At 60.1% G+C, this 17,738-nt stretch carries 18 protein-coding genes; 8 read left to right on the top strand and 10 right to left on the bottom strand.

Annotated elements, in window-relative coordinates; genetic code table 11:
* Positions 1-6 precede the first annotated feature (6 nt).
* Together AC1Q6D_RS13490 and AC1Q6D_RS13495 are read left to right on the top strand one after the other, a co-directional pair.
* Positions 7-624: a DUF1120 domain-containing protein gene (locus AC1Q6D_RS13490; RefSeq protein WP_103403872.1), complete on the top strand. Its 618-nt coding sequence runs from the start codon at positions 7-9 to the stop codon at positions 622-624.
* Between the two features lie 118 nt (positions 625-742).
* The gene (locus AC1Q6D_RS13495; RefSeq protein ID WP_178083122.1) at positions 743-1,378 is read left to right on the top strand and encodes a DUF1120 domain-containing protein; all 636 of its coding nucleotides are present in this window, start codon (positions 743-745) and stop codon (positions 1,376-1,378) included.
* A gap of 53 nt (positions 1,379-1,431) precedes the next feature.
* Here the strand turns inward: AC1Q6D_RS13495 and AC1Q6D_RS13500 are convergent, their stop codons facing one another.
* Both AC1Q6D_RS13500 and AC1Q6D_RS13505 read right to left on the bottom strand, forming a co-directional pair.
* Positions 1,432-2,739, bottom strand: a complete 1,308-nt coding sequence (locus AC1Q6D_RS13500) for a CynX/NimT family MFS transporter (RefSeq protein ID WP_103403870.1) — start codon at positions 2,737-2,739, stop codon at positions 1,432-1,434.
* Positions 2,729-3,388: a FadR/GntR family transcriptional regulator gene (locus tag AC1Q6D_RS13505; RefSeq protein WP_103403869.1), complete on the bottom strand. Its 660-nt coding sequence runs from the start codon at positions 3,386-3,388 to the stop codon at positions 2,729-2,731. Before AC1Q6D_RS13505 ends, AC1Q6D_RS13500 begins: the two co-directional genes overlap by 11 nt.
* Before the next feature lie 262 nt (positions 3,389-3,650).
* Between AC1Q6D_RS13505 and AC1Q6D_RS13510 the strand changes: the two genes are divergently transcribed.
* Complete coding sequence (locus AC1Q6D_RS13510; protein ID WP_103403868.1) at positions 3,651-5,276, top strand: S8 family peptidase; 1,626 nt, start codon at positions 3,651-3,653, stop codon at positions 5,274-5,276.
* Between the two features lie 64 nt (positions 5,277-5,340).
* Here AC1Q6D_RS13510 and AC1Q6D_RS13515 read toward each other — a convergent pair whose 3' ends face one another.
* From AC1Q6D_RS13515 to AC1Q6D_RS13530, 4 genes are all read right to left on the bottom strand, one after another.
* Positions 5,341-6,105 (bottom strand): amino acid ABC transporter ATP-binding protein, encoded by a 765-nt coding sequence (locus AC1Q6D_RS13515; protein WP_003171943.1) that lies wholly within the window; start codon positions 6,103-6,105, stop codon positions 5,341-5,343.
* A 10-nt stretch (positions 6,106-6,115) separates the two neighbouring features.
* On the bottom strand, positions 6,116-7,213 hold the full coding sequence (locus tag AC1Q6D_RS13520; protein WP_103403867.1) for an amino acid ABC transporter permease: 1,098 nt from the start codon (positions 7,211-7,213) through the stop codon (positions 6,116-6,118).
* 10 nt (positions 7,214-7,223) lie between these two features.
* On the bottom strand, positions 7,224-8,405 hold the full coding sequence (locus tag AC1Q6D_RS13525; RefSeq protein WP_103403866.1) for an amino acid ABC transporter permease: 1,182 nt from the start codon (positions 8,403-8,405) through the stop codon (positions 7,224-7,226).
* 65 nt (positions 8,406-8,470) lie between these two features.
* Positions 8,471-9,502 (bottom strand): amino acid ABC transporter substrate-binding protein, encoded by a 1,032-nt coding sequence (locus AC1Q6D_RS13530; RefSeq protein ID WP_090464863.1) that lies wholly within the window; start codon positions 9,500-9,502, stop codon positions 8,471-8,473.
* 466 nt (positions 9,503-9,968) lie between these two features.
* Here AC1Q6D_RS13530 and AC1Q6D_RS13535 point away from each other — a divergent pair, with 466 nt between their 5' ends.
* The 5 genes from AC1Q6D_RS13535 (at position 9,969) to AC1Q6D_RS13555 (ending at position 15,276) form a co-directional block, all read left to right on the top strand.
* Positions 9,969-10,625 carry an alpha/beta hydrolase gene (locus AC1Q6D_RS13535; RefSeq protein WP_103403970.1) on the top strand — a complete coding sequence of 219 codons (657 nt, stop codon included), beginning with the start codon at positions 9,969-9,971 and terminating at the stop codon, positions 10,623-10,625.
* A gap of 97 nt (positions 10,626-10,722) precedes the next feature.
* Positions 10,723-12,210, top strand: a complete 1,488-nt coding sequence (gene rhlB / locus AC1Q6D_RS13540; protein WP_103403865.1) for an ATP-dependent RNA helicase RhlB — start codon at positions 10,723-10,725, stop codon at positions 12,208-12,210.
* A gap of 137 nt (positions 12,211-12,347) precedes the next feature.
* Positions 12,348-13,292, top strand: a complete 945-nt coding sequence (locus tag AC1Q6D_RS13545) for an ornithine cyclodeaminase family protein (protein WP_492618471.1) — start codon at positions 12,348-12,350, stop codon at positions 13,290-13,292.
* A gap of 123 nt (positions 13,293-13,415) precedes the next feature.
* Positions 13,416-14,543 (top strand): NAD(P)/FAD-dependent oxidoreductase, encoded by a 1,128-nt coding sequence (locus tag AC1Q6D_RS13550; RefSeq protein WP_103403864.1) that lies wholly within the window; start codon positions 13,416-13,418, stop codon positions 14,541-14,543.
* Positions 14,544-14,634: 91 nt separating this feature from the next.
* Positions 14,635-15,276 carry a helix-turn-helix transcriptional regulator gene (locus AC1Q6D_RS13555; RefSeq protein ID WP_103403863.1) on the top strand — a complete coding sequence of 214 codons (642 nt, stop codon included), beginning with the start codon at positions 14,635-14,637 and terminating at the stop codon, positions 15,274-15,276.
* Between the two features lie 123 nt (positions 15,277-15,399).
* Here AC1Q6D_RS13555 and AC1Q6D_RS13560 read toward each other — a convergent pair whose 3' ends face one another.
* The 4 genes from AC1Q6D_RS13560 to moaC form a co-directional block, all read right to left on the bottom strand.
* Entirely contained in the window at positions 15,400-16,176 is a 777-nt protein-coding gene (locus AC1Q6D_RS13560) for an ABC transporter substrate-binding protein (protein WP_103403862.1), read from the bottom strand.
* Positions 16,177-16,461: 285 nt separating this feature from the next.
* A complete protein-coding gene (gene moaE, locus AC1Q6D_RS13565; RefSeq protein ID WP_047532856.1) occupies positions 16,462-16,914 on the bottom strand; it encodes a molybdopterin synthase catalytic subunit MoaE in 453 nt (150 codons plus the stop codon).
* A 3-nt stretch (positions 16,915-16,917) separates the two neighbouring features.
* A complete protein-coding gene (moaD, locus tag AC1Q6D_RS13570; protein ID WP_103403861.1) occupies positions 16,918-17,160 on the bottom strand; it encodes a molybdopterin converting factor subunit 1 in 243 nt (80 codons plus the stop codon).
* Positions 17,157-17,630, bottom strand: coding sequence for a cyclic pyranopterin monophosphate synthase MoaC (moaC, locus tag AC1Q6D_RS13575; RefSeq protein WP_046820460.1), 474 nt, complete (start codon positions 17,628-17,630; stop codon positions 17,157-17,159). The genes moaD and moaC overlap by 4 nt, the downstream gene beginning before the upstream one ends.
* Positions 17,631-17,738 lie beyond the last annotated feature (108 nt).

Consider the following 17,738-nt stretch of genomic DNA (forward strand, 5'->3'; position numbering starts at 1 on the left):
AAAAAAATGAAACAGTATTTCATCGCCCTGTCGACTGCCGCTCTGGTCAGCGTTGCACCTTATGCCCTCGCGTCGTCAACCGACCTGACGGTCACCGGTGTCATCACCCCGGCTGCCTGCTCACCGACCCTGTCCAACGGCGGTGTCGTGGATAACGGCAAGATCTCGGCGAAGGATCTCGATCAAGTGCGCGAGACGTTGGTCGGCACCCATCCACTGCAATTGTCGGTGTCATGTGATGGACCGACTCAGTTTGCATTGAAACCCGTCGATCACCAGGCCGGTACGGCCGCTTTGACAAGCTGGTTCGGCCTGGGCTTGACCAGCGCGGGCGAGAAACTGGGCTGGGTTCGAGTCAACGTCAAAAACGCCGTGGCAGACGGCGTGGCGGCACAGGCCATCGATTCCGACGACGTGGGTAAAACCTGGAAGGCAACCTGGGTAACAAGCCCCGGATACCTCCTGTCAGTCGGTTCCACCACTGACGTAAGCATCCCGCTGTTCGTGAAAGACCTGACCATGGATTTCGAGGTCAACACCAACATCGCCCGCGCCGACAGCCTGACCCTGACCGACGAAGTGGTCATGGACGGTGCCGTGACCTTTGAAATGACTTACCTCTAACCCCCTCGACGCTGAACCACTCCCAGCGTCCGGGCAAGTGGTTCAGCTCACACCGCCATCCTCGGCGCCTTTGGCAAAGGGAATGGCAAATAACCACTGAGGAGCAGCATCAGCCATTATGAAGAAGTATCTCGCAGCACTTTCCGCCAGCGCACTGATCAGCGTAGCGCCCGCCGCCCTCGCGGCTTCGAGTGCCGACCTGACGGTCACTGGCCTCATCACACCACAGGCTTGCACACCGAGCCTGTCCAATGGCGGCGTCATCGATAACGGCAAGATCTCCGCGAAAGATCTCAACCCGGACACCAACACCCTGGTGGGAACCCATCCGTTGCAATTAAGCGTGATCTGCAGCGCTCCCATCGCGGTAGCCCTGTATGGCATCGACAACAAGGCCAGCTCATCTTTGGCCGACAACTACTTCGGCCTGGGATTTACCGACACGGGTGAAAAGATTGGAATCTTCGGGGCCAGAATCATAAGCGCCACGGCAGACGGCTCAACCATAACGCCCATACGCTCAACTGATATCTCCGCGCCCCGTCCATGGTGGGAACCCGCGCACCTTATGGGCAAAGGTGAGTACACATCGGTAGGTACCGGTGTACCGGGCGGCAGACACATCCCGAGCCCCGTGCAAAACCTCACGATGGATCTGGACGTCGATACTTACATCGCTCCAGCCAACAGCCTGACCTTGACCGACGAAGTCAAAATAGACGGTTCCGCGACATTTGAATTGACCTACCTGTAAGCCCCTCACACTGAATCACTCCCGGCGTCAAAGGGCGTGATTCAGTGCCCGATTCAGACTTTTTCGCTTTCCACCTGCACATACAGCGCACGACCGGCCCCCAGGCCGGCAACGATCGCGCCCAGGCCGATGACCCCGAAGATCCAGCCCACGGCAGACCAGCCGCCGGTCCAGTCATGCACGATGCCCACTGCGAACGGCCCCATGGAGGCCAGGGTATAGCCGAATCCCTGGGCCATGCTCGACAGGTTCGCCGCCACATGGGAGTCCCGCGAGCGCAGCACAATCAAGGTCAATGCCAGGCTGAACGTGGCGCCCTGCCCCAGCCCCAACACGATCGCCCAGCCCCACAAACCTTCAATCGGCGCGTACAGGCAACCGAACAAGCCGCCGAGGGTCAAGGCCATGACGATCACAATGGCCATGCGCTGATCCTTGCCGCGCGTGGCCAGCCACGGTGCGGCCAGCGAGCTGACCAGCTGCACGATCACCGAACCCGACAGCACCAGACCGGCCTGGGTCGGTGTCAGGCCACGGCCGATCAGGATCGACGGCAACCAGCCGAACACGATGTAGGCCAGGGACGATTGCAGGCCCATGTACAAGGTCACTTGCCAGGCCAACGGGTCACGCAGCAGTCCGCGAACGCGATAGGCGACGTTGTGTGCACCGTGTTTCTGGCCGACTTGCGGCAACCAGAACACGGCGGCAACCAGTGCCGGGATCACCCAGAAACCCAGGCCCAGGGCCCAGCTCTTGTCGAAATGCTCGCTCAGCGGCACCGTGGAACCTGCGGCCATGGCTGCGCCCAGACACAGGGCCATGGTGTAGACACCGGTCATGGTCCCGGCCTGTTTGGCGAAGTCACGCTTGACGATGCCCGGCAGCAGCACGCCGATCACACCGATGCTGGCACCGGCCAGCACGCTGCCGGCAAAGAGGCCGATCTCGCCAAAGGAGCTGCGCAGAATGATCCCCCCGGCCAGGGTCAGGAGGATGCCCAGCACCACCCGCTCGGCGCCAAAACGTCGCGCCAGCAGCGGAGCCAGCGGCGCGAACAGACCCAGGCACAGGACCGGCAAGGTGGTCAGCAAACCGGCCTGGGCCGCCGACAACCCGAGACTTTTCGACACGTCGCTGAGCATCGGCGCCATGCTCGACAGCGCCGGGCGCAGGTTCAACGCGACCAGAATCAGGCCCAGCAGCAACAGCCATGGCCGGCGCAATACCGGGTGAGTCTGCTGGACTTGCTCATCATCGGCTTCGGCATCGATCAGCAGCTCTTCCAGCTCCGCCATGCGTTTGGGTTGAGCGGTGTTGCCTGGATCGCTGGTCATGGTGTTCTCGGTTTCAAGGTTCATTGATCAACTGCCTCGACAGGGCTTTGGCTCGCTCCGGATCGCGTTGCTCGACCGCATCGAGCAACGCGATGTGCAGGTCGAACACTTCCTGTCGGCGCGGGACGATGTTCAGGGTCTGCCGCAACTGCGCGCCGACCACGCTGGAGAAGTAGCGATACAACTCGCTGAGGGTCGGGTTGTGCGCGGCGTCGACCAGACGGCGGTGGAACACCAGATCGCAGGCGATGTAGGTATCGAGATCGCCGTGATAGTGACGGCCGCTCACCCCCAGCGCCTCGCGTAACGCCAACAGGTCTTCATCGGTGCGACGCAAGGCCGCCAGGCCGATGGCCTCGACTTCGAGGATGTGCCGGGTTTCCCGGGCCTGCTCAAGGGAGCAACGGGACAAAGCCTTGAGCGTGTCCAGTGGATCGGCCACCGCCCGCAAATAACTGCCGTCGCCCTGGCGGATCTCGATCAGCCCGGAAAACGCCAGCACACGCATGGCTTCACGTACGGTGTTGCGACTGATACCCAGCTCGGCGGACAGCTCGGGCTCGGTGGGCAAGCGCTGGCCCACCACCCAGGTACCCTGGTTGATACGCAGGCGCAACTGATCCAGGGCCTGATCGACCAGGGATCGTTTAACTAATGGAGAGATTTCAGACATTGGATTCGCCCTGTCATCCAATCATAGGATGAATTTACCGACATGTTAGTCAGCCTCGCCCAATCGGGCAAGCCACTACCTATCGCGTCCCACCCTGAGGCCTGAAGCCACTTTAAGGCAGTCGATTCCTAGTGACTGATAGTGATTTCCCACCAATGCCACACGAAAGAGCTGACATCCAAAAATGAGACAGACCATCAGACTTTCGGACTTTGAACGCGGGCACTTTCGCTCGAATGTCTAAAGGGAATGGGATCAGCCTATGGAAGAAGTCATTTTTGGCAAAAAGCACAGCCGCCGTTTTTTACTGGAAAAGAATCGGCAACTGCTCGTTGTACGCAGTCAGGCCGGGAGGAAGCTTGATGAGACGTTACGCTGCGAAAAAGCTCGACAGGCATTGGCCAACAGTGAGTTGGTACTTCACATCGAGGACGCCGACGTTCAGCTATTCAAACTGCCGGACAATTCAGATATCCCCCAATGCAAGGCGCTACTACGCGAGTTACCAGACGTGCGCTTCGCTGGCAGCGCCCTGGTCGATCCTCATACCCAAGAACCTGTTTTCTACACCGAAAACATCTTCCTGAAATTCGTCGATCGGCTCGCTCCGACAGAGTGCCTGGTTATCCTCGATGAGTTGGGTCTGACCATCAAACAGCAGGTTCCCTACGCCACCAATGCCTTCTTCGTACATCACGCGCATTGTCGCGGCACTGAAGTCTGCTCATTCACACTTCAATTGCTCGAACGTCAGGATGTCGACTACTGCCACCCGGAAATACTGCGCCCGGGGCAACGCCGAGCGATCCATGACAACCAATGGCACCTGAAGAAAACCACCGTCACCTATCAAGCGCAGGTCGATGCCAGCGCCAATGTCGAGGCAGCCCATGTCTTGGCCCAGGGTGAAGGCATAGTGATAGCGATCATCGACGATGCCTTTGATATCGATCACCCTGAGTTCGCCGGTACCGGAAAAATCATCGGAGCAAAAAACTTTGACCGCCTGAACGCCCGTCAAGGCCCTCGGCCGAAAAACCCTCTTGAGCGCCACGGTACTGCAGCCGCCGGTGTTGCATGCGCTAATGGTGAAGCCGGCGCCAGCGGCGTGGCCCCTCGAGCCAGTCTCATGCCGTTGAAACTGACCAAGCCACTAGGCGCCAGGGCCGAAGCAGACGCGTTTTTCTGGGCCGCGGACCAAGGGGCCGATATCATTTCCTGCAGCTGGGGGCCGCCGGAAGGACATTGGGCTGACCCTACCGACGCGAGGCACTCTCAGGCGTTTCCGCTGGCCGCGAGCACCCGCCTGGCCATAGAGTACGCCGCGACCAAAGGCCGCCAAGGTAAAGGCTGCGTCATCTTTTTTGGTGCCGGCAACGGCAACGAGAGCGTGGACAACGATGGCTATGCCAGCCATCCCATGGTGATTGCTGTAGGTGCCTGCAATGATCAAAATCGTCGCAGTGCCTACAGTGACTACGGTAAAGCACTGTGGTGCTGTTTTCCCAGCGGGGACCAGCCACACCCGGATCCAAAGTTCAAACCCGCCACCTCAATCCCCCAGACCCGAGGCATTCGAACCACGGATCTGAGCGGCAGGTTTGCCGACCCGATCAATGCTGCCTATACCGAATTGTTCAGCGGCACTTCCAGCGCCTGTCCTGGAGCCGCGGGCGTCGCAGCTCTGGTACTGGGGGTCAACCCGGCACTGGACCGCGAGCAGGTTAGACACCTCCTCGCCGATTGCTGCGACAAAATCAGCCACGCCGACGACGGCCCCCTAGGTCAATACGATCAAAACGGCCACAGTCATTACTACGGTCATGGTCGCCTCAATGCCCTCCGAGCAGTGCAATTGGCACTGGAACGCGGCAAAACCGCAGACTGACCCGCACCCATAAAAAAGCCCCACCGATCAATCGGCGGGGCTCTTTGCGACAGTCACTGACCAATCAATGCAGGATCTGGCTCAGGAACAGCTTGGTGCGGTCGTTCTGTGGGTTGTCGAAGAAGTCGTTCGGCGCAGCCTGTTCGACGATTTCGCCCTTGTCCATGAAGATCACGCGGTTGGCCACGGTGCGGGCGAAGCCCATTTCGTGGGTTACGCAGAGCATGGTCATGCCGTCTTCGGCCAGGCCGATCATGGTGTCCAGCACCTCTTTCACCATCTCGGGGTCGAGTGCCGAAGTCGGTTCGTCGAACAGCATGATTTTCGGTTTCATGCACAGCGCACGGGCAATCGCCACACGCTGCTGCTGGCCGCCGGACAGTTGCCCCGGGAATTTATGCGCCTGCTCCGGAATGCGTACGCGTTCCAGGTAGTGCATGGCGATTTCCTCGGCCTTGCGTTTGGGCATCTTGCGCACCCACATCGGCGCCAGGGTGCAGTTCTGCAAAATGGTCAGGTGCGGAAACAGGTTGAAGTGCTGGAACACCATGCCGACTTCGCGACGGATCGCTTCGATCTGCTTGAGGTCGTTGGTCAACTCCACGCCATCGACCACGATGCGGCCCTGCTGGTGTTCTTCCAGACGGTTGAGGCAGCGGATGGTGGTGGACTTGCCGGAACCCGACGGACCGCACAGGACGATACGCTCGCCCTGCTTGACGTTGAGGTTGATGTCCTTGAGTACGTGAAACTGGCCGTACCACTTGTTTACGCCCTGCATCTGAATAATGCCTTCAGGGCTCACAGGCTGTTTGATTGCTTCGCTCATAAAAGAACTCCTAACGCTTGTGGCCAGTGTCGAGCTTACGTTCCAAATGCATGGAGTAGCGGGACATACCAAAACAGAAAATCCAGAACACCAGGGCTGCGAACACGTAGCCTTCGGTGGCCATGCCCAGCCATTTCGGGTCGGCGGCGGCTTGTTTGACGCTGTTGAGCAAGTCGAACAGGCCGATGATGATCACCAGGCTGGTGTCCTTGAACAGGGCAATGAACGTGTTGACGATGCCGGGAATCACCAGCTTCAGGGCTTGCGGCAGAATCACCAGGCCCATGCTGCGCCAGTATCCCAGGCCCATCGCCGCGGCGGCTTCGTACTGACCTTTGGGAATCGCTTGCAGACCGCCACGCACCACTTCAGCCACGTAGGCCGACTGGAACAGGATCACGCCGATCAGGGCCCGCAGCAGTTTGTCGAAGTTCATGCCTTCAGGCAGGAACAACGGCAGCATCACCGAGGACATGAACAGCACCGTGATCAGCGGCACGCCGCGCCAGAATTCGATGAAGGTCACGCAGACCACACGAATCGCCGGCATGTTCGAGCGACGGCCCAGGGCCAGGACAATCCCCAGCGGCAACGCACCGGCAATACCGACGGTGGCGATCACCAGCGTCAGCATCAAACCGCCCCATTGACTGGTCGCCACGTTGGTCAGGCCGAAGATCCCGCCATGCAACAGGAAGTAGGCAATGATCGGGTACAGCACCAGGAAGCTCAGGCCATACACTGCTTTACGGTGAAAGCGCGAGATGAACAGCGGTGCCACACCGATGACGGCCAGCCACACCGTCAGGTCCACGCGCCAGCGCAGTTCCGGCGGGTAGTAGCCGTACATGAACTGGCCGAAGCGCTGCTGGATGAACACCCAGCAGGCGCCCTCCTTGGTGCAGTCGGCGCGAGTGGTGCCGACCCAGTTGGCGTCGAGGATCGCCCAATGCAGGATCGGCGGCACCACCAGGTAGATCAGATAGAACGCAAACAGGGTCAGCAGGGTGTTGAGCCAGCTGGAGAACATGTTCGCGCGCATCCACGCCACCACACCGATGCTGCTGCTCGGAGGTGGCATGTCGGGTTTGAAAGTATGAGTACTCATGCGCTTTTCCTTACCGCTCGATCAGCGCAATGCGCTTGTTGTACCAGTTCATCAGCAGGGAAATGCTGATACTGATCGCCAGGTACACGCTCATGGTGATCGCAATCACTTCGATCGCCTGCCCGGTCTGGTTCAGCACCGTACCGGCAAACAGCGAGACCATTTCCGGGTAACCGATACCGGCCGCCAGCGAGGAGTTCTTCGCCAGGTTCAGGTATTGGCTGGTCAGCGGCGGAATGATCACGCGCAGGGCTTGCGGGATGATCACCTTGCGCAGGGTCGGGCCGTTGCGCAGGCCGAGCGAATGCGCCGCTTCGGTCTGGCCGTGGCTGACCGACTTGATGCCCGAGCGCACGATCTCGGCGATGAACGCCGCGGTGTACACCGTCAGGGCCAGGGTCAAGGCCAGCAGTTCCGGGATCAGCACCCAGCCACCGACGAAGTTGAAGCCTTGCAGCTTCGGCATTTCCCAATGCAGCGGCGCGCCGAAGATCAGTGCACACAGCGCCGGAATCACCAGGAACAGCGCCAGGCCGGTCCAGAACTTGTGGAATGGCACACCAGTGGCTTCGAAGCGTTTGTTGGCCCAGCGGCACATCAGCACGATGGCGACGATGGCCACCACGACGCTGGCGACAAACGCCCAGAAACCATCGGCCATCAGCGCGGCCGGCATGTTCAGGCCACGGCTGCTGACGAAGAAGGTGTCGCCGAAGTTATGGCTGTTACGCGGCCCCGGCATGGTCAGGAACACCGCGAAGTACCAGAACAGGATCTGCAGCAGCGGCGGAATGTTACGGAAGACTTCCACATACACCGTCGCCAGCTTGGCGATGATCCAGTTCTTCGACAACCGCGCCACACCGACGATGAAACCGAGGATCGTCGCCAGGATCACGCCAATGAAGGTCACCAACAGGGTGTTGAGCAGGCCGATGACAAACACCCGGGCGTATGTGTCCGATTCGGTGTAGTCGATCAGGTGTTGAGCGATGCCGAACCCGGCACTGCGCTCCAGAAAGCTGAAGCCCGAGGTAATGCCCCGGTGCTGAAGGTTGGTCTGTGTGTTATCGAACAGATACCAGCCCATCGAGACCACCGCGACAATGGTGATGATCTGGAATAGCCACGCACGCACTTTCGGATCGCTGAGGCTGAGCCTCTGCTTTGGTGCGCCGATTGAATTTTGCATGAAGTGCCCCGCAAATAATGGAACAGAACATCACCCGGTGGTTGGCCCACCGGGTGATAGAACCATCAGCGCACTGGTGGTGCGTATTGAATGCCGCCAGCGTTCCACAAGGCGTTCAGCCCGCGGTCGATTTCCAGCGGAGTGCTCTTGCCGAGGTTTTTCTCGAACACTTCGCCGTAGTTGCCGACTTGCTTGACGATCTGGACGACCCAGTCCTTTTTCACTTTCAGGTCTTTGCCGTATTCACCGTCGGTGCCCAGCAGACGGGCAACGTCCGGGTTCTTGGTGGACTTGGCTTCAGCTTCGACGTTCTTCGAAGTGATGCCGGCTTCTTCAGCGTTGAGCATGGCGTAGCCAGTCCAGCGCACGATGGCCAGCCACTCGTCGTCGCCGTTACGCACGACCGGGCCCAATGGCTCCTTGGAAATGGTTTCCGGCAGAACCACGTAGTCTTTCGGCGAAGCCAGCTTGCTGCGCTGGGCGAACAGCTGGGACTTGTCGGACGTCAGTACGTCGCAACGACCGGATTCCAGCGACTTGGCGCTTTCGTCGGAGGTGTCGAACGTGATCGGGGTGTACTTCAGGTTGTTGCCACGGAAGTAGTCGGAAACGTTCAGCTCGGTGGTGGTACCGGCCTGGATGCAGATGGTCGCGCCGTCCAGCTCTTTGGCGCTCTTGACGCCCAGCTTGTTGTTAACCAGGAAACCGATGCCGTCGTAGTAAGTGATGAAGCCGGGGAATTTCAGACCCATGCCTGCGTCACGGGAACTGGTCATGGTGGTGTTGCGCGACAGGATGTCGATTTCGCCGGACTGCAGCGCGGTGAAGCGCTCCTTGGCGTTCAACTGACTGAACTTGACCTTGGTCGCGTCGCCGAAAACAGCTGCAGCCACCGCGCGGCAGTAGTCCGCGTCGATGCCCACGATCTTGCCGGTGGAGTCTGGAACCGAGAAACCAGGCAGGCCATCGCTGACGCCGCACTGTACGAAACCTTTCTTCTGCACTGCATCCAGGGTCGCGCCCGCCTGAGCGAACCCACTGACGCCGAGTACTGCGGCTGCAGTCACGACTGCCAGGGTGGATTTCAACATCTTCATTCAAACCTCCAGTTTTGCTCTTGTTGTGTCGGAGCGTGGTCCAATCGCACCCTTTTGAGGCATTGTTGACCCTTGTTGGCTTTTTTTAGGGTCAAGCGACGTAGGACCGTAGCTATGAGTCTAGTAGGAGAAAATCCACATCAGGGACAACTCACTTCTCACCAATCGGCCGAACGGGCTGTAGCCCTTCACGTTCGCGAAGCCCGTAGCGGCCACTGGCGAACATCCATCACCGGATTTTTTGCTCTCCCACGGTCAGCGGTACACTGATAGTGTTACCGACAGGCGTAGGATCTTTCGTACGAGCATGTGCATAGCAAACCCCGTACCACACCGCTTGCAAAATCGTTTCAGGCGCAGGTCAAGAGCAAAACTTTCAGCCTTGCGACATCTACTTAACTGATCAACCGGACGCGCACTCAGACCTCGCACTTAATGAGCGCGCATGCACAACATTGGAGCAGCCATGACCGAGCCCTTGATTCTAGAACCCGTCAAGCCCGCAGACGCCTGCGTCATCTGGCTGCACGGCCTTGGCGCCGATCGCTACGACTTCCTGCCGGTGGCCGAAGCACTGCAAGAAACCTTGCTGACCACCCGCTTCGTACTCCCCCAGGCGCCCACCTGTGCTGTCACTATCAATGGTGGTTACAAGATGCCGAGCTGGTACGACATATTGGCCATGAGTCCAGCGCGCGCGATCAACCGTGAACAACTGGAGGAGTCGGCACAACGGGTCATCCAACTGATCGATGTGCAACGAGCAGCCGGAATAGACGCCTCGCGGATTTTTCTGGCCGGTTTTTCCCAGGGCGGTGCCGTGGTACTGCACACCGCGTTCCTGAAATGGCAGGGAGCATTGGGCGGCGTACTTGCCCTCTCGACCTATGCACCGACGTTCAGCGACGCCCTGGAACTGTCCGCCAGCCAGCAGCGCATTCCGGTGCTGTCGCTGCACGGTCAGTACGACGATGTCGTGCAAAACTCGATGGGCCGAACCGCCTACGAGCATTTGAAACAGCGTGGTGTCACCGTGACATGGCAGGAATACCCAATGGGTCACGAAGTGTTACCCGAGGAAATTCGCGACATAGGCGCCTGGCTCACCGAGCGCTTGCGTTAAACCGAATGTTTAAAAACACCCTTTGATCCATCCCACTACGCCGCGCCCGATTCTTGCATTACACTGGCCGGCGTACATTCCTTAACCAATTGATGAGATGACCGTGCTCAAAGCACTCAAGAAAATGTTCGGTAAAAGCGAGACTGAGCAACTCGCGCCAGTCCCCAGCGCTCCGTCTCAAACGCCCAGCCACCGCGCCGACGGTCATCCGTCTGGTCGGGCCGCTACCGTAGCGGCACCGAAACACGAGCCCAAGCCCGCTCCGGCCGTCGAACCTGCGGCGCCAATCACGTCCGAACAACCCCGCAACGAAACACCGAAACCCGCCAAACCGCGCCGCGAACCGAAGCCAAAGGCCCCGGTGATCCCGTGGAAACTCGAAGATTTCGTCGTCGAGCCGCAGGAAGGCAAAACCCGCTTCCACGATTTCAAACTGGCCCCGGAACTGATGCACGCCATCCAGGACCTGGGTTTCCCGTATTGCACGCCGATCCAGGCCCAGGTGCTGGGCTTCACCCTCGCGGGCAAAGACGCCATCGGCCGCGCCCAGACCGGCACCGGCAAGACCGCTGCGTTCCTGATTTCGATCATCACCCAACTGCTGCAAACCCCGCCGCCGAAAGAGCGCTACATGGGTGAGCCACGGGCACTGATCATCGCGCCGACCCGCGAACTGGTGGTGCAGATCGCCAAGGATGCCGCCGACCTGACCAAGTACACCGGCCTCAACGTCATGACCTTCGTCGGCGGCATGGACTTCGACAAGCAGCTCAAGCACCTCGAGGCCCGTCACTGCGACATCCTCGTCGCCACGCCGGGCCGTCTGCTGGACTTCAACCAGCGCGGCGACGTGCACCTGGACATGGTCGAAGTCATGGTACTGGACGAAGCCGACCGCATGCTCGACATGGGTTTCATCCCGCAAGTGCGCCAGATCATTCGCCAGACACCGCCCAAGAGCGAGCGTCAGACGTTGCTGTTCTCCGCGACCTTTACCGAAGACGTGATGAACCTCGCCAAGCAGTGGACCACCGACCCGGCCATTGTCGAAATCGAAATCACCAACGTTGCCAACGAAAACGTCGAGCAGCACATCTACGCGGTCGCCGCTGCCGACAAGTACAAACTGCTCTACAACCTGGTCAACGATAACGGCTGGGAGCGGGTGATCGTGTTCGCCAACCGCAAGGATGAAGTGCGGCGCATCGAAGAACGCCTGGTGCGTGATGGCATCAATGCGGCGCAGCTGTCCGGCGACGTGCCGCAGCACAAGCGCATCAAGACCCTGGAAGGTTTCCGCGAAGGCAAGATCCGTGTGTTGGTGGCCACGGACGTGGCCGGGCGCGGCATCCACATTGACGGCATCAGCCACGTGATCAACTTCACCCTGCCGGAAGTCCCGGACGACTACGTGCACCGCATCGGGCGCACCGGTCGTGCTGGTGCCGACGGTGTCTCCATCAGTTTTGCCGGTGAAGACGACTCCTACCAGCTACCGTCCATCGAAGAGAAGCTGGGTCGCAAGATCAGCTGTGAAACGCCACCGACGCACCTGCTGCGTGCGGTTGAGCGCAAGCGTCCGTAACGGACGACGCGTAGAAAGAGGCGCAGCCGGAAACGGACTGCGCCTTTTTTTCGCCCGGCTTTTTTAATAGGTGCTTGCTCACGATATTAAAATGTCCATAATGGACAAATTAGTTTATCCCGATACCCGGAGCCACCATGACCAACAGCCCCCATGTGATCACCCAACCGCAGGCCCGTGAGTGGCTGGCCCAGGTCGACGTACCGCAAATCATGCGCAACCTGTTCCGCGACCTCGCCGCCGGCCAGGCGGTGCAACCGGCGCAGCAACTGGTGGAGTTTCCCCAGGGTGCCGGCGACTTCATCAACTATCTGGGTGTGCTGGCCAAAGAAGGCGTGTACGGGGTCAAGACGTCGCCGTACATCGTGCGCGAGCAAGGCCCGCTGGTGACCGCCTGGACCTTACTGATGTCGATGCAGACCGGTCAGCCGCTGCTGTTGTGCGACGCGGGCGAACTGACCACGGCGCGCACCGCCGCGACGACCGCCGTGGCGGTCGATGCACTCGCACCGCTCAAAGCGACTCGCCTGGCAATCATCGGCAGCGGCAAGGTCGCCCAGGCGCATTTGCGCTACGTGAAGAACCTGCGCGACTGGCAGAACATCAGCCTGTACTCGCCAAACCTGAGCGACGACGTTGAAACCGTGGCCCTGCTGAAAAGCATCGAGCCACGCCTGACCGTCGTCGACAGCCGCGAAGCCGCTGTCGACGACGCGGAGGTGATCATGCTCTGCACCTCATCCGCCGGCCCGGTGATCGACCCGTCCAGCCTGCGCAAACCGGCGTTGATCACCTCCATCAGCACCAACGCCCCACGCGCCCACGAAGTGCCGCCGCAAAGCCTCAATGACATGCAGGTGTTCTGTGACTATCGTCTGACCACCCCCGGCTCGGCCGGTGAGATGCTGATTGCCGGCGAACAACATGGCTGGAATAACGATGCGATTGTCGGCGACCTGGCCGATCTGCTGAGCGAGAAGGTGCAGCGCCCTGACTACCATCGCCATGTGTTCTTCCGCTCCATCGGCCTGGGCCTGGAAGACATCGCGCTGGCCAATGCCATCTACCGCCTACAACCCTAACACCCCACCCTGTGGGAGCTGGCTTGCCAGCGATGCAGACGCCACGGTCCATCATTTACACTGCGGCGATGCGATCGCCAGCAAGCCGGCGCCTACAGGGATGACCGATAACAGGAGACGTTCATGAGCCACGCAGATTTCATCATCATCGGCGGCGGGATTGCCGGCGCTTCCACCGGTTTCTGGCTGTCGCAGCACGGGCGCGTGGTCGTGCTCGAACGCGAATCCCATCCGGCCTATCACTCCACCGGACGCTCGGCGGCGCTGTACAGCGCCGCTTATGGCACACCGCAGGTTCGCGCGTTGACCCAGGCCAGCCGAGCGTTTTTCGACACGCCACCGACCGGCTTCTGCGAGCACCCGCTGCTCACCCCGCGCGGCGAAATGACCGTGGACTTCACCGGTGACCCGGCCGAGCTGAACAAGCAATACCTGAGCGCCAAGGCCACGGTGCCCGAGATGCAATTGCTCAGCGTGGAAGAGGCCTGCGCCCGGCTGCCAATCCTGCGCCAGGAAAAAGTCCACGGTGCGATCTACGACCCGACCGCCAGCGACATCGACACCGACGCGCTGCACCAGGGCTATCTGCGCGGCATCCGCCGCCACAAAGGCGAAGTCCATACAGACTGCGAAGTACTGGGCCTGAGCCGCGATGCCGAAGGCGTGTGGCAGGTACAGACCCACGCCGGCACCTTCAGCGCGCCGGTGATCATCAACGCCGCTGGCGCCTGGGCCGACAAGATCGGTGAACTGGCCGGCGCCAACCCCTTGGGCCTGCAACCCAAGCGGCGTGCGGCCTTCATTTTCGCCGGCCCCGAGGGCGTGGACATTCATCACTGGCCCATGCTGGTCAGCCTCGACGAATCCTTCTACATGAAACCCGATGCCGGGATGTTCCTCGGCTCACCGGCCAACGCCGATCCGGTAGAACCGCACGATGTGCAGCCTGAAGAGCTGGACATCGCCATGGGCATTTACCAGATCGAAGAAGCCACGACCCTGACCATCCGCCGTCCGACCCGCACCTGGGCCGGCCTGCGCAGCTTCGTCAGTGACGGCGACCTGTTGTCCGGTTTCGACCCACAGGTGCCAGGCCTGTTCTGGGTAGCGGCACAGGGCGGCTATGGCATCCAGACCTCGCCCGCCATGGGCCAGGCCAGCGCCGCCCTGGTGCGCGGTGAAGCATTGCCCGAGCCACTCACACGCTTCGGCCTGAACGAAGCCATGCTCTCCCCTGCCCGCCTGGGCTGATCCTCACCCTCAGGTGACGCGCCGACACGATTGCGGCACACTTTCAGAGCCCCGTTTTTCGGGGCGCTGAAGCTGCCCGGAGCCCCATGTGATGAACGCCCCCGAAAAAGACCCGGCCCTGAACGACGCCGCCCTGGATAACTTCCGGGCGATTGCCGACGCCATCGCCACGTTGTTCTTTCCCCACGCCGAAGTGGTGCTGCACGACTTGCGCACGCAGAAGGTCGACTACATCGCCAACAACCTGTCGAAAAGGGAGATAGGCGACGACTCGGCGCTCGAAGACATGCTCAGCGACGATGTCACCGAACGAAATATCGGTCCGTATGAAAAGCTCAACTGGGATGGTCAGAAAATTCGCAGCCTGAGCACCGTCCTGCGCGACCGCGACGGTCATCCTGTGGCGGTGCTGTGCATCAATCTGAATATTTCGCTGTTTGAAAACGCCAAGGCGGCGCTGGACCTGTTTCTGTCGCCGACCAAACTGATTCCGCAACCGGACTCACTGTTCCGCGATGACTGGCAGGAGCGCATCAACACCTTCCTGCACAACTGGCTGCGCGAGCGGCAACTAAGCCTGAACCTGCTGACCCGCGACCACAAACGCGAACTGGTGCTGGCACTGCACGCCGAAGGGGCGTTCAAAGGCAAAAGCGCTTCGAACTATGTGGCCAATGTGCTGAACATGGGACGGGCGACGGTGTACAAGCATTTGAAGGAATTGAAGGGCTAGAGATCTGCATTGGCAGTTCCGGCCTCATCGCTGGCAAGCCAGCTCCCACAGGTTCTGCGGTGATCACATAGTTGTGCACGGCGCAGACAATGTGGGAGCTGGCTTGCCAGCGATAGCGGACTATCAGTCGCCGTAAATATCCGACTTGAAGTACTTATCGGAAATCTTCTGGTATTCGCCATTGGCGCGAATGCCGTCGATGGCGGTGTTCAGTTCGCTGACCAACTCGGCATTACCCTTGCGCACGGCAATCCCGGCGCCCTCGCCGACGTATTTAGGGTCCTTCAACTCAGGCCCGACAAATGCGTAGCCTTTACCGCGCGGCATCGACAGGAAGTCATTGAGCGGAATGGTGTCGGCAAAAATGGCGTCGAGGCGACCGGCCGCCAGGTCCATGTAGATCTCTTCGTTGTTGCTGTAACGCTTGACGTTGATGCCTTTGGGCTCGAACACCTCGGTGGCATAACGGTCCGTGGTGGTAGCACGCTGCACGCCGACTGTCTTGCCTTTGAGGCTGGCGTACTGGTCATCCACCGCGGCGCCTTCCTTCATCACCAGGCGCGATGAAGTGAAGTAATACTTGTGGGTGAAGTCCACCGACTTCTTGCGGTCGTCGTTGATGGTCATGGACGACAGCGCCATGTCGATCTTCTTCACTTTCAGGGAAGGAATCAGACCATCGAACTCACCTTCAACCCACACACACTTGACCTTCATCTGGGCGCACAGAGCATTCCCGATGTCGTAGTCGAAACCGACGATTTCGCCTTTATCGGTTTTGGAAGCGAACGGCGGGTAAGCGGCCTCGATACCGATGCGCAAGGTTTTCTCGGCGGCAAACACGCTACTGCACGCCAACAGGCTCAGGGCCAGACCGGTGATGAGGGGAAACTTCTTCATGTTCGTTCTCTCGCGGGTTGTTGTTGGTTTGGCAAGACAGAAGAAAGAGCTGAAACGGGGAATGCCTTTTTTGTACTTATAATTCCATACTGGACTTTTACGTATTATTCGTCAATCAGACAAATGCAGCCCGTATCGGCCGGCGGTCGGGAGGGGAGTCAGTAAAAGTGGTGGTGGTGCGGATGACGCCATCGCGAGCAGGCTCCCACACAGTGGGTCTGTGTTTGCAGTTGCAATGTGGGAGCGAGCCTGCTCGCAATGGCTTACTTGGAAACGCCGCAGAACTTACTGCTTCCAGCGATCCGCTGCCGCATGATCGCTGTCGCGCCCTTCGACCCAACGCGGGCCGTCGCTGGTGTTTTCTTTCTTCCAGAACGGTGCGCGGGTTTTCAGGTAGTCCATGACAAAGGCACAGGCGTCGAACGCGGCCTGACGGTGCGCACTGGCGGCGCCGACAAAAACGATGGGCTCGCCCGGCTCCAGCGCGCCAATGCGATGCAGCACGTCCAGCTTGAGCAGCGGCCAGCGCTGCTCGGCCTCGCTGGCAATCTTGGCGAGGGCTTTTTCGGTCATGCCCGGATAGTGCTCGAGGAACATTCCGGCCACGTCGAGCCCGTCATTGAAGTCGCGCACGTAGCCGACAAAACTCACCACCGCGCCGACGCCGACATTGGCATCGTGCATGGCGTTGACTTCGGCTCCCGGATCGAACGCCGTGGACTGCACGCGAATCGCCATGGCTCAGCCCCCGGTCACGGTCGGAAAAAACGCCACTTCGTCGCCCTCGCTCACCGGCTCGTCGAGCTGGCAGAGGTCTTCGTTGCGCGCGCACATCAGGTTCTGCTCGCTCAGCACCTCGGCACCGTCGCGCTGCGCCAGCAATGCCCGAACGTCGTCGACAGTGGCGAAATCACCCTGAACCCGTAACGAGTCCACGCCAATCGCCTCGCGATAACGGGCAAAAAACTTCACCGTGATGTTCATGGCTGATCCGCCTGGAAATGCCCGCTCTTGCCGCCGACCTTTTCCAGCAGACGCACGCTTTCGATGGTCATGCCGCGATCGACGGCCTTGCACATGTCGTAGATGGTCAGCGCTGCCACACTGGCGGCGGTCAGGGCTTCCATCTCGACACCGGTCTGCCCGGACAGTTTGCAACGCGCCACGATACGCACACTGTCCTCGCCCTCGGCACTGAGCTCGACTTTCACGCCGGTCAGCATCAGCGGGTGGCACAGAGGAATCAGGTCGCTGGTTTTCTTCGCTGCTTGAATGCCGGCAATGCGCGCCACAGCGAAGACATCACCCTTGGGGTGACCGCCGCTGACGATCATCTGCAGGGTTTCGGGCAGCATGCGCACCAGCGCTTGGGCCGTCGCCTCACGGAACGTCACGGCTTTTTCGGTGACGTCGACCATGTTGGCGCGACCTTGGGAATCGAGATGAGTCAGCACGGGGTTACTCCTGATCAGGAGCGTCGATTGTAAACCTGCGGGTCAGATTTCCGCACGCACGATTATCGCCCCACACAGGCATAAAAAAACCGGGCGGCTGTCGAGGCC

It is taken from the genome of Pseudomonas sp. MT92 (assembly GCF_058792515.1).

Bases quoted from the DNA above. Each gene is read 5' to 3' on its own strand.
- AC1Q6D_RS13490 (WP_103403872.1), top strand. From the start codon at position 7: ATGAAACAGTATTTCATCGCCCTGTCGACTGCCGCTCTGGTCAGCGTT.
- AC1Q6D_RS13495 (WP_178083122.1), top strand. From the start codon at position 743: ATGAAGAAGTATCTCGCAGCACTTTCCGCCAGCGCACTGATCAGCGTA.
- AC1Q6D_RS13500 (WP_103403870.1), bottom strand. From the start codon at position 2,739: ATGAACCTTGAAACCGAGAACACCATGACCAGCGATCCAGGCAACACC.
- AC1Q6D_RS13505 (WP_103403869.1), bottom strand. From the start codon at position 3,388: ATGTCTGAAATCTCTCCATTAGTTAAACGATCCCTGGTCGATCAGGCC.
- AC1Q6D_RS13510 (WP_103403868.1), top strand. From the start codon at position 3,651: ATGGAAGAAGTCATTTTTGGCAAAAAGCACAGCCGCCGTTTTTTACTG.
- AC1Q6D_RS13515 (WP_003171943.1), bottom strand. From the start codon at position 6,105: ATGAGCGAAGCAATCAAACAGCCTGTGAGCCCTGAAGGCATTATTCAG.
- AC1Q6D_RS13520 (WP_103403867.1), bottom strand. From the start codon at position 7,213: ATGAGTACTCATACTTTCAAACCCGACATGCCACCTCCGAGCAGCAGC.
- AC1Q6D_RS13525 (WP_103403866.1), bottom strand. From the start codon at position 8,405: ATGCAAAATTCAATCGGCGCACCAAAGCAGAGGCTCAGCCTCAGCGAT.
- AC1Q6D_RS13530 (WP_090464863.1), bottom strand. From the start codon at position 9,502: ATGAAGATGTTGAAATCCACCCTGGCAGTCGTGACTGCAGCCGCAGTA.
- AC1Q6D_RS13535 (WP_103403970.1), top strand. From the start codon at position 9,969: ATGACCGAGCCCTTGATTCTAGAACCCGTCAAGCCCGCAGACGCCTGC.
- rhlB (WP_103403865.1), top strand. From the start codon at position 10,723: ATGACCGTGCTCAAAGCACTCAAGAAAATGTTCGGTAAAAGCGAGACT.
- AC1Q6D_RS13545 (WP_492618471.1), top strand. From the start codon at position 12,348: ATGACCAACAGCCCCCATGTGATCACCCAACCGCAGGCCCGTGAGTGG.
- AC1Q6D_RS13550 (WP_103403864.1), top strand. From the start codon at position 13,416: ATGAGCCACGCAGATTTCATCATCATCGGCGGCGGGATTGCCGGCGCT.
- AC1Q6D_RS13555 (WP_103403863.1), top strand. From the start codon at position 14,635: ATGAACGCCCCCGAAAAAGACCCGGCCCTGAACGACGCCGCCCTGGAT.
- AC1Q6D_RS13560 (WP_103403862.1), bottom strand. From the start codon at position 16,176: ATGAAGAAGTTTCCCCTCATCACCGGTCTGGCCCTGAGCCTGTTGGCG.
- moaE (WP_047532856.1), bottom strand. From the start codon at position 16,914: ATGGCGATTCGCGTGCAGTCCACGGCGTTCGATCCGGGAGCCGAAGTC.
- moaD (WP_103403861.1), bottom strand. From the start codon at position 17,160: ATGAACATCACGGTGAAGTTTTTTGCCCGTTATCGCGAGGCGATTGGC.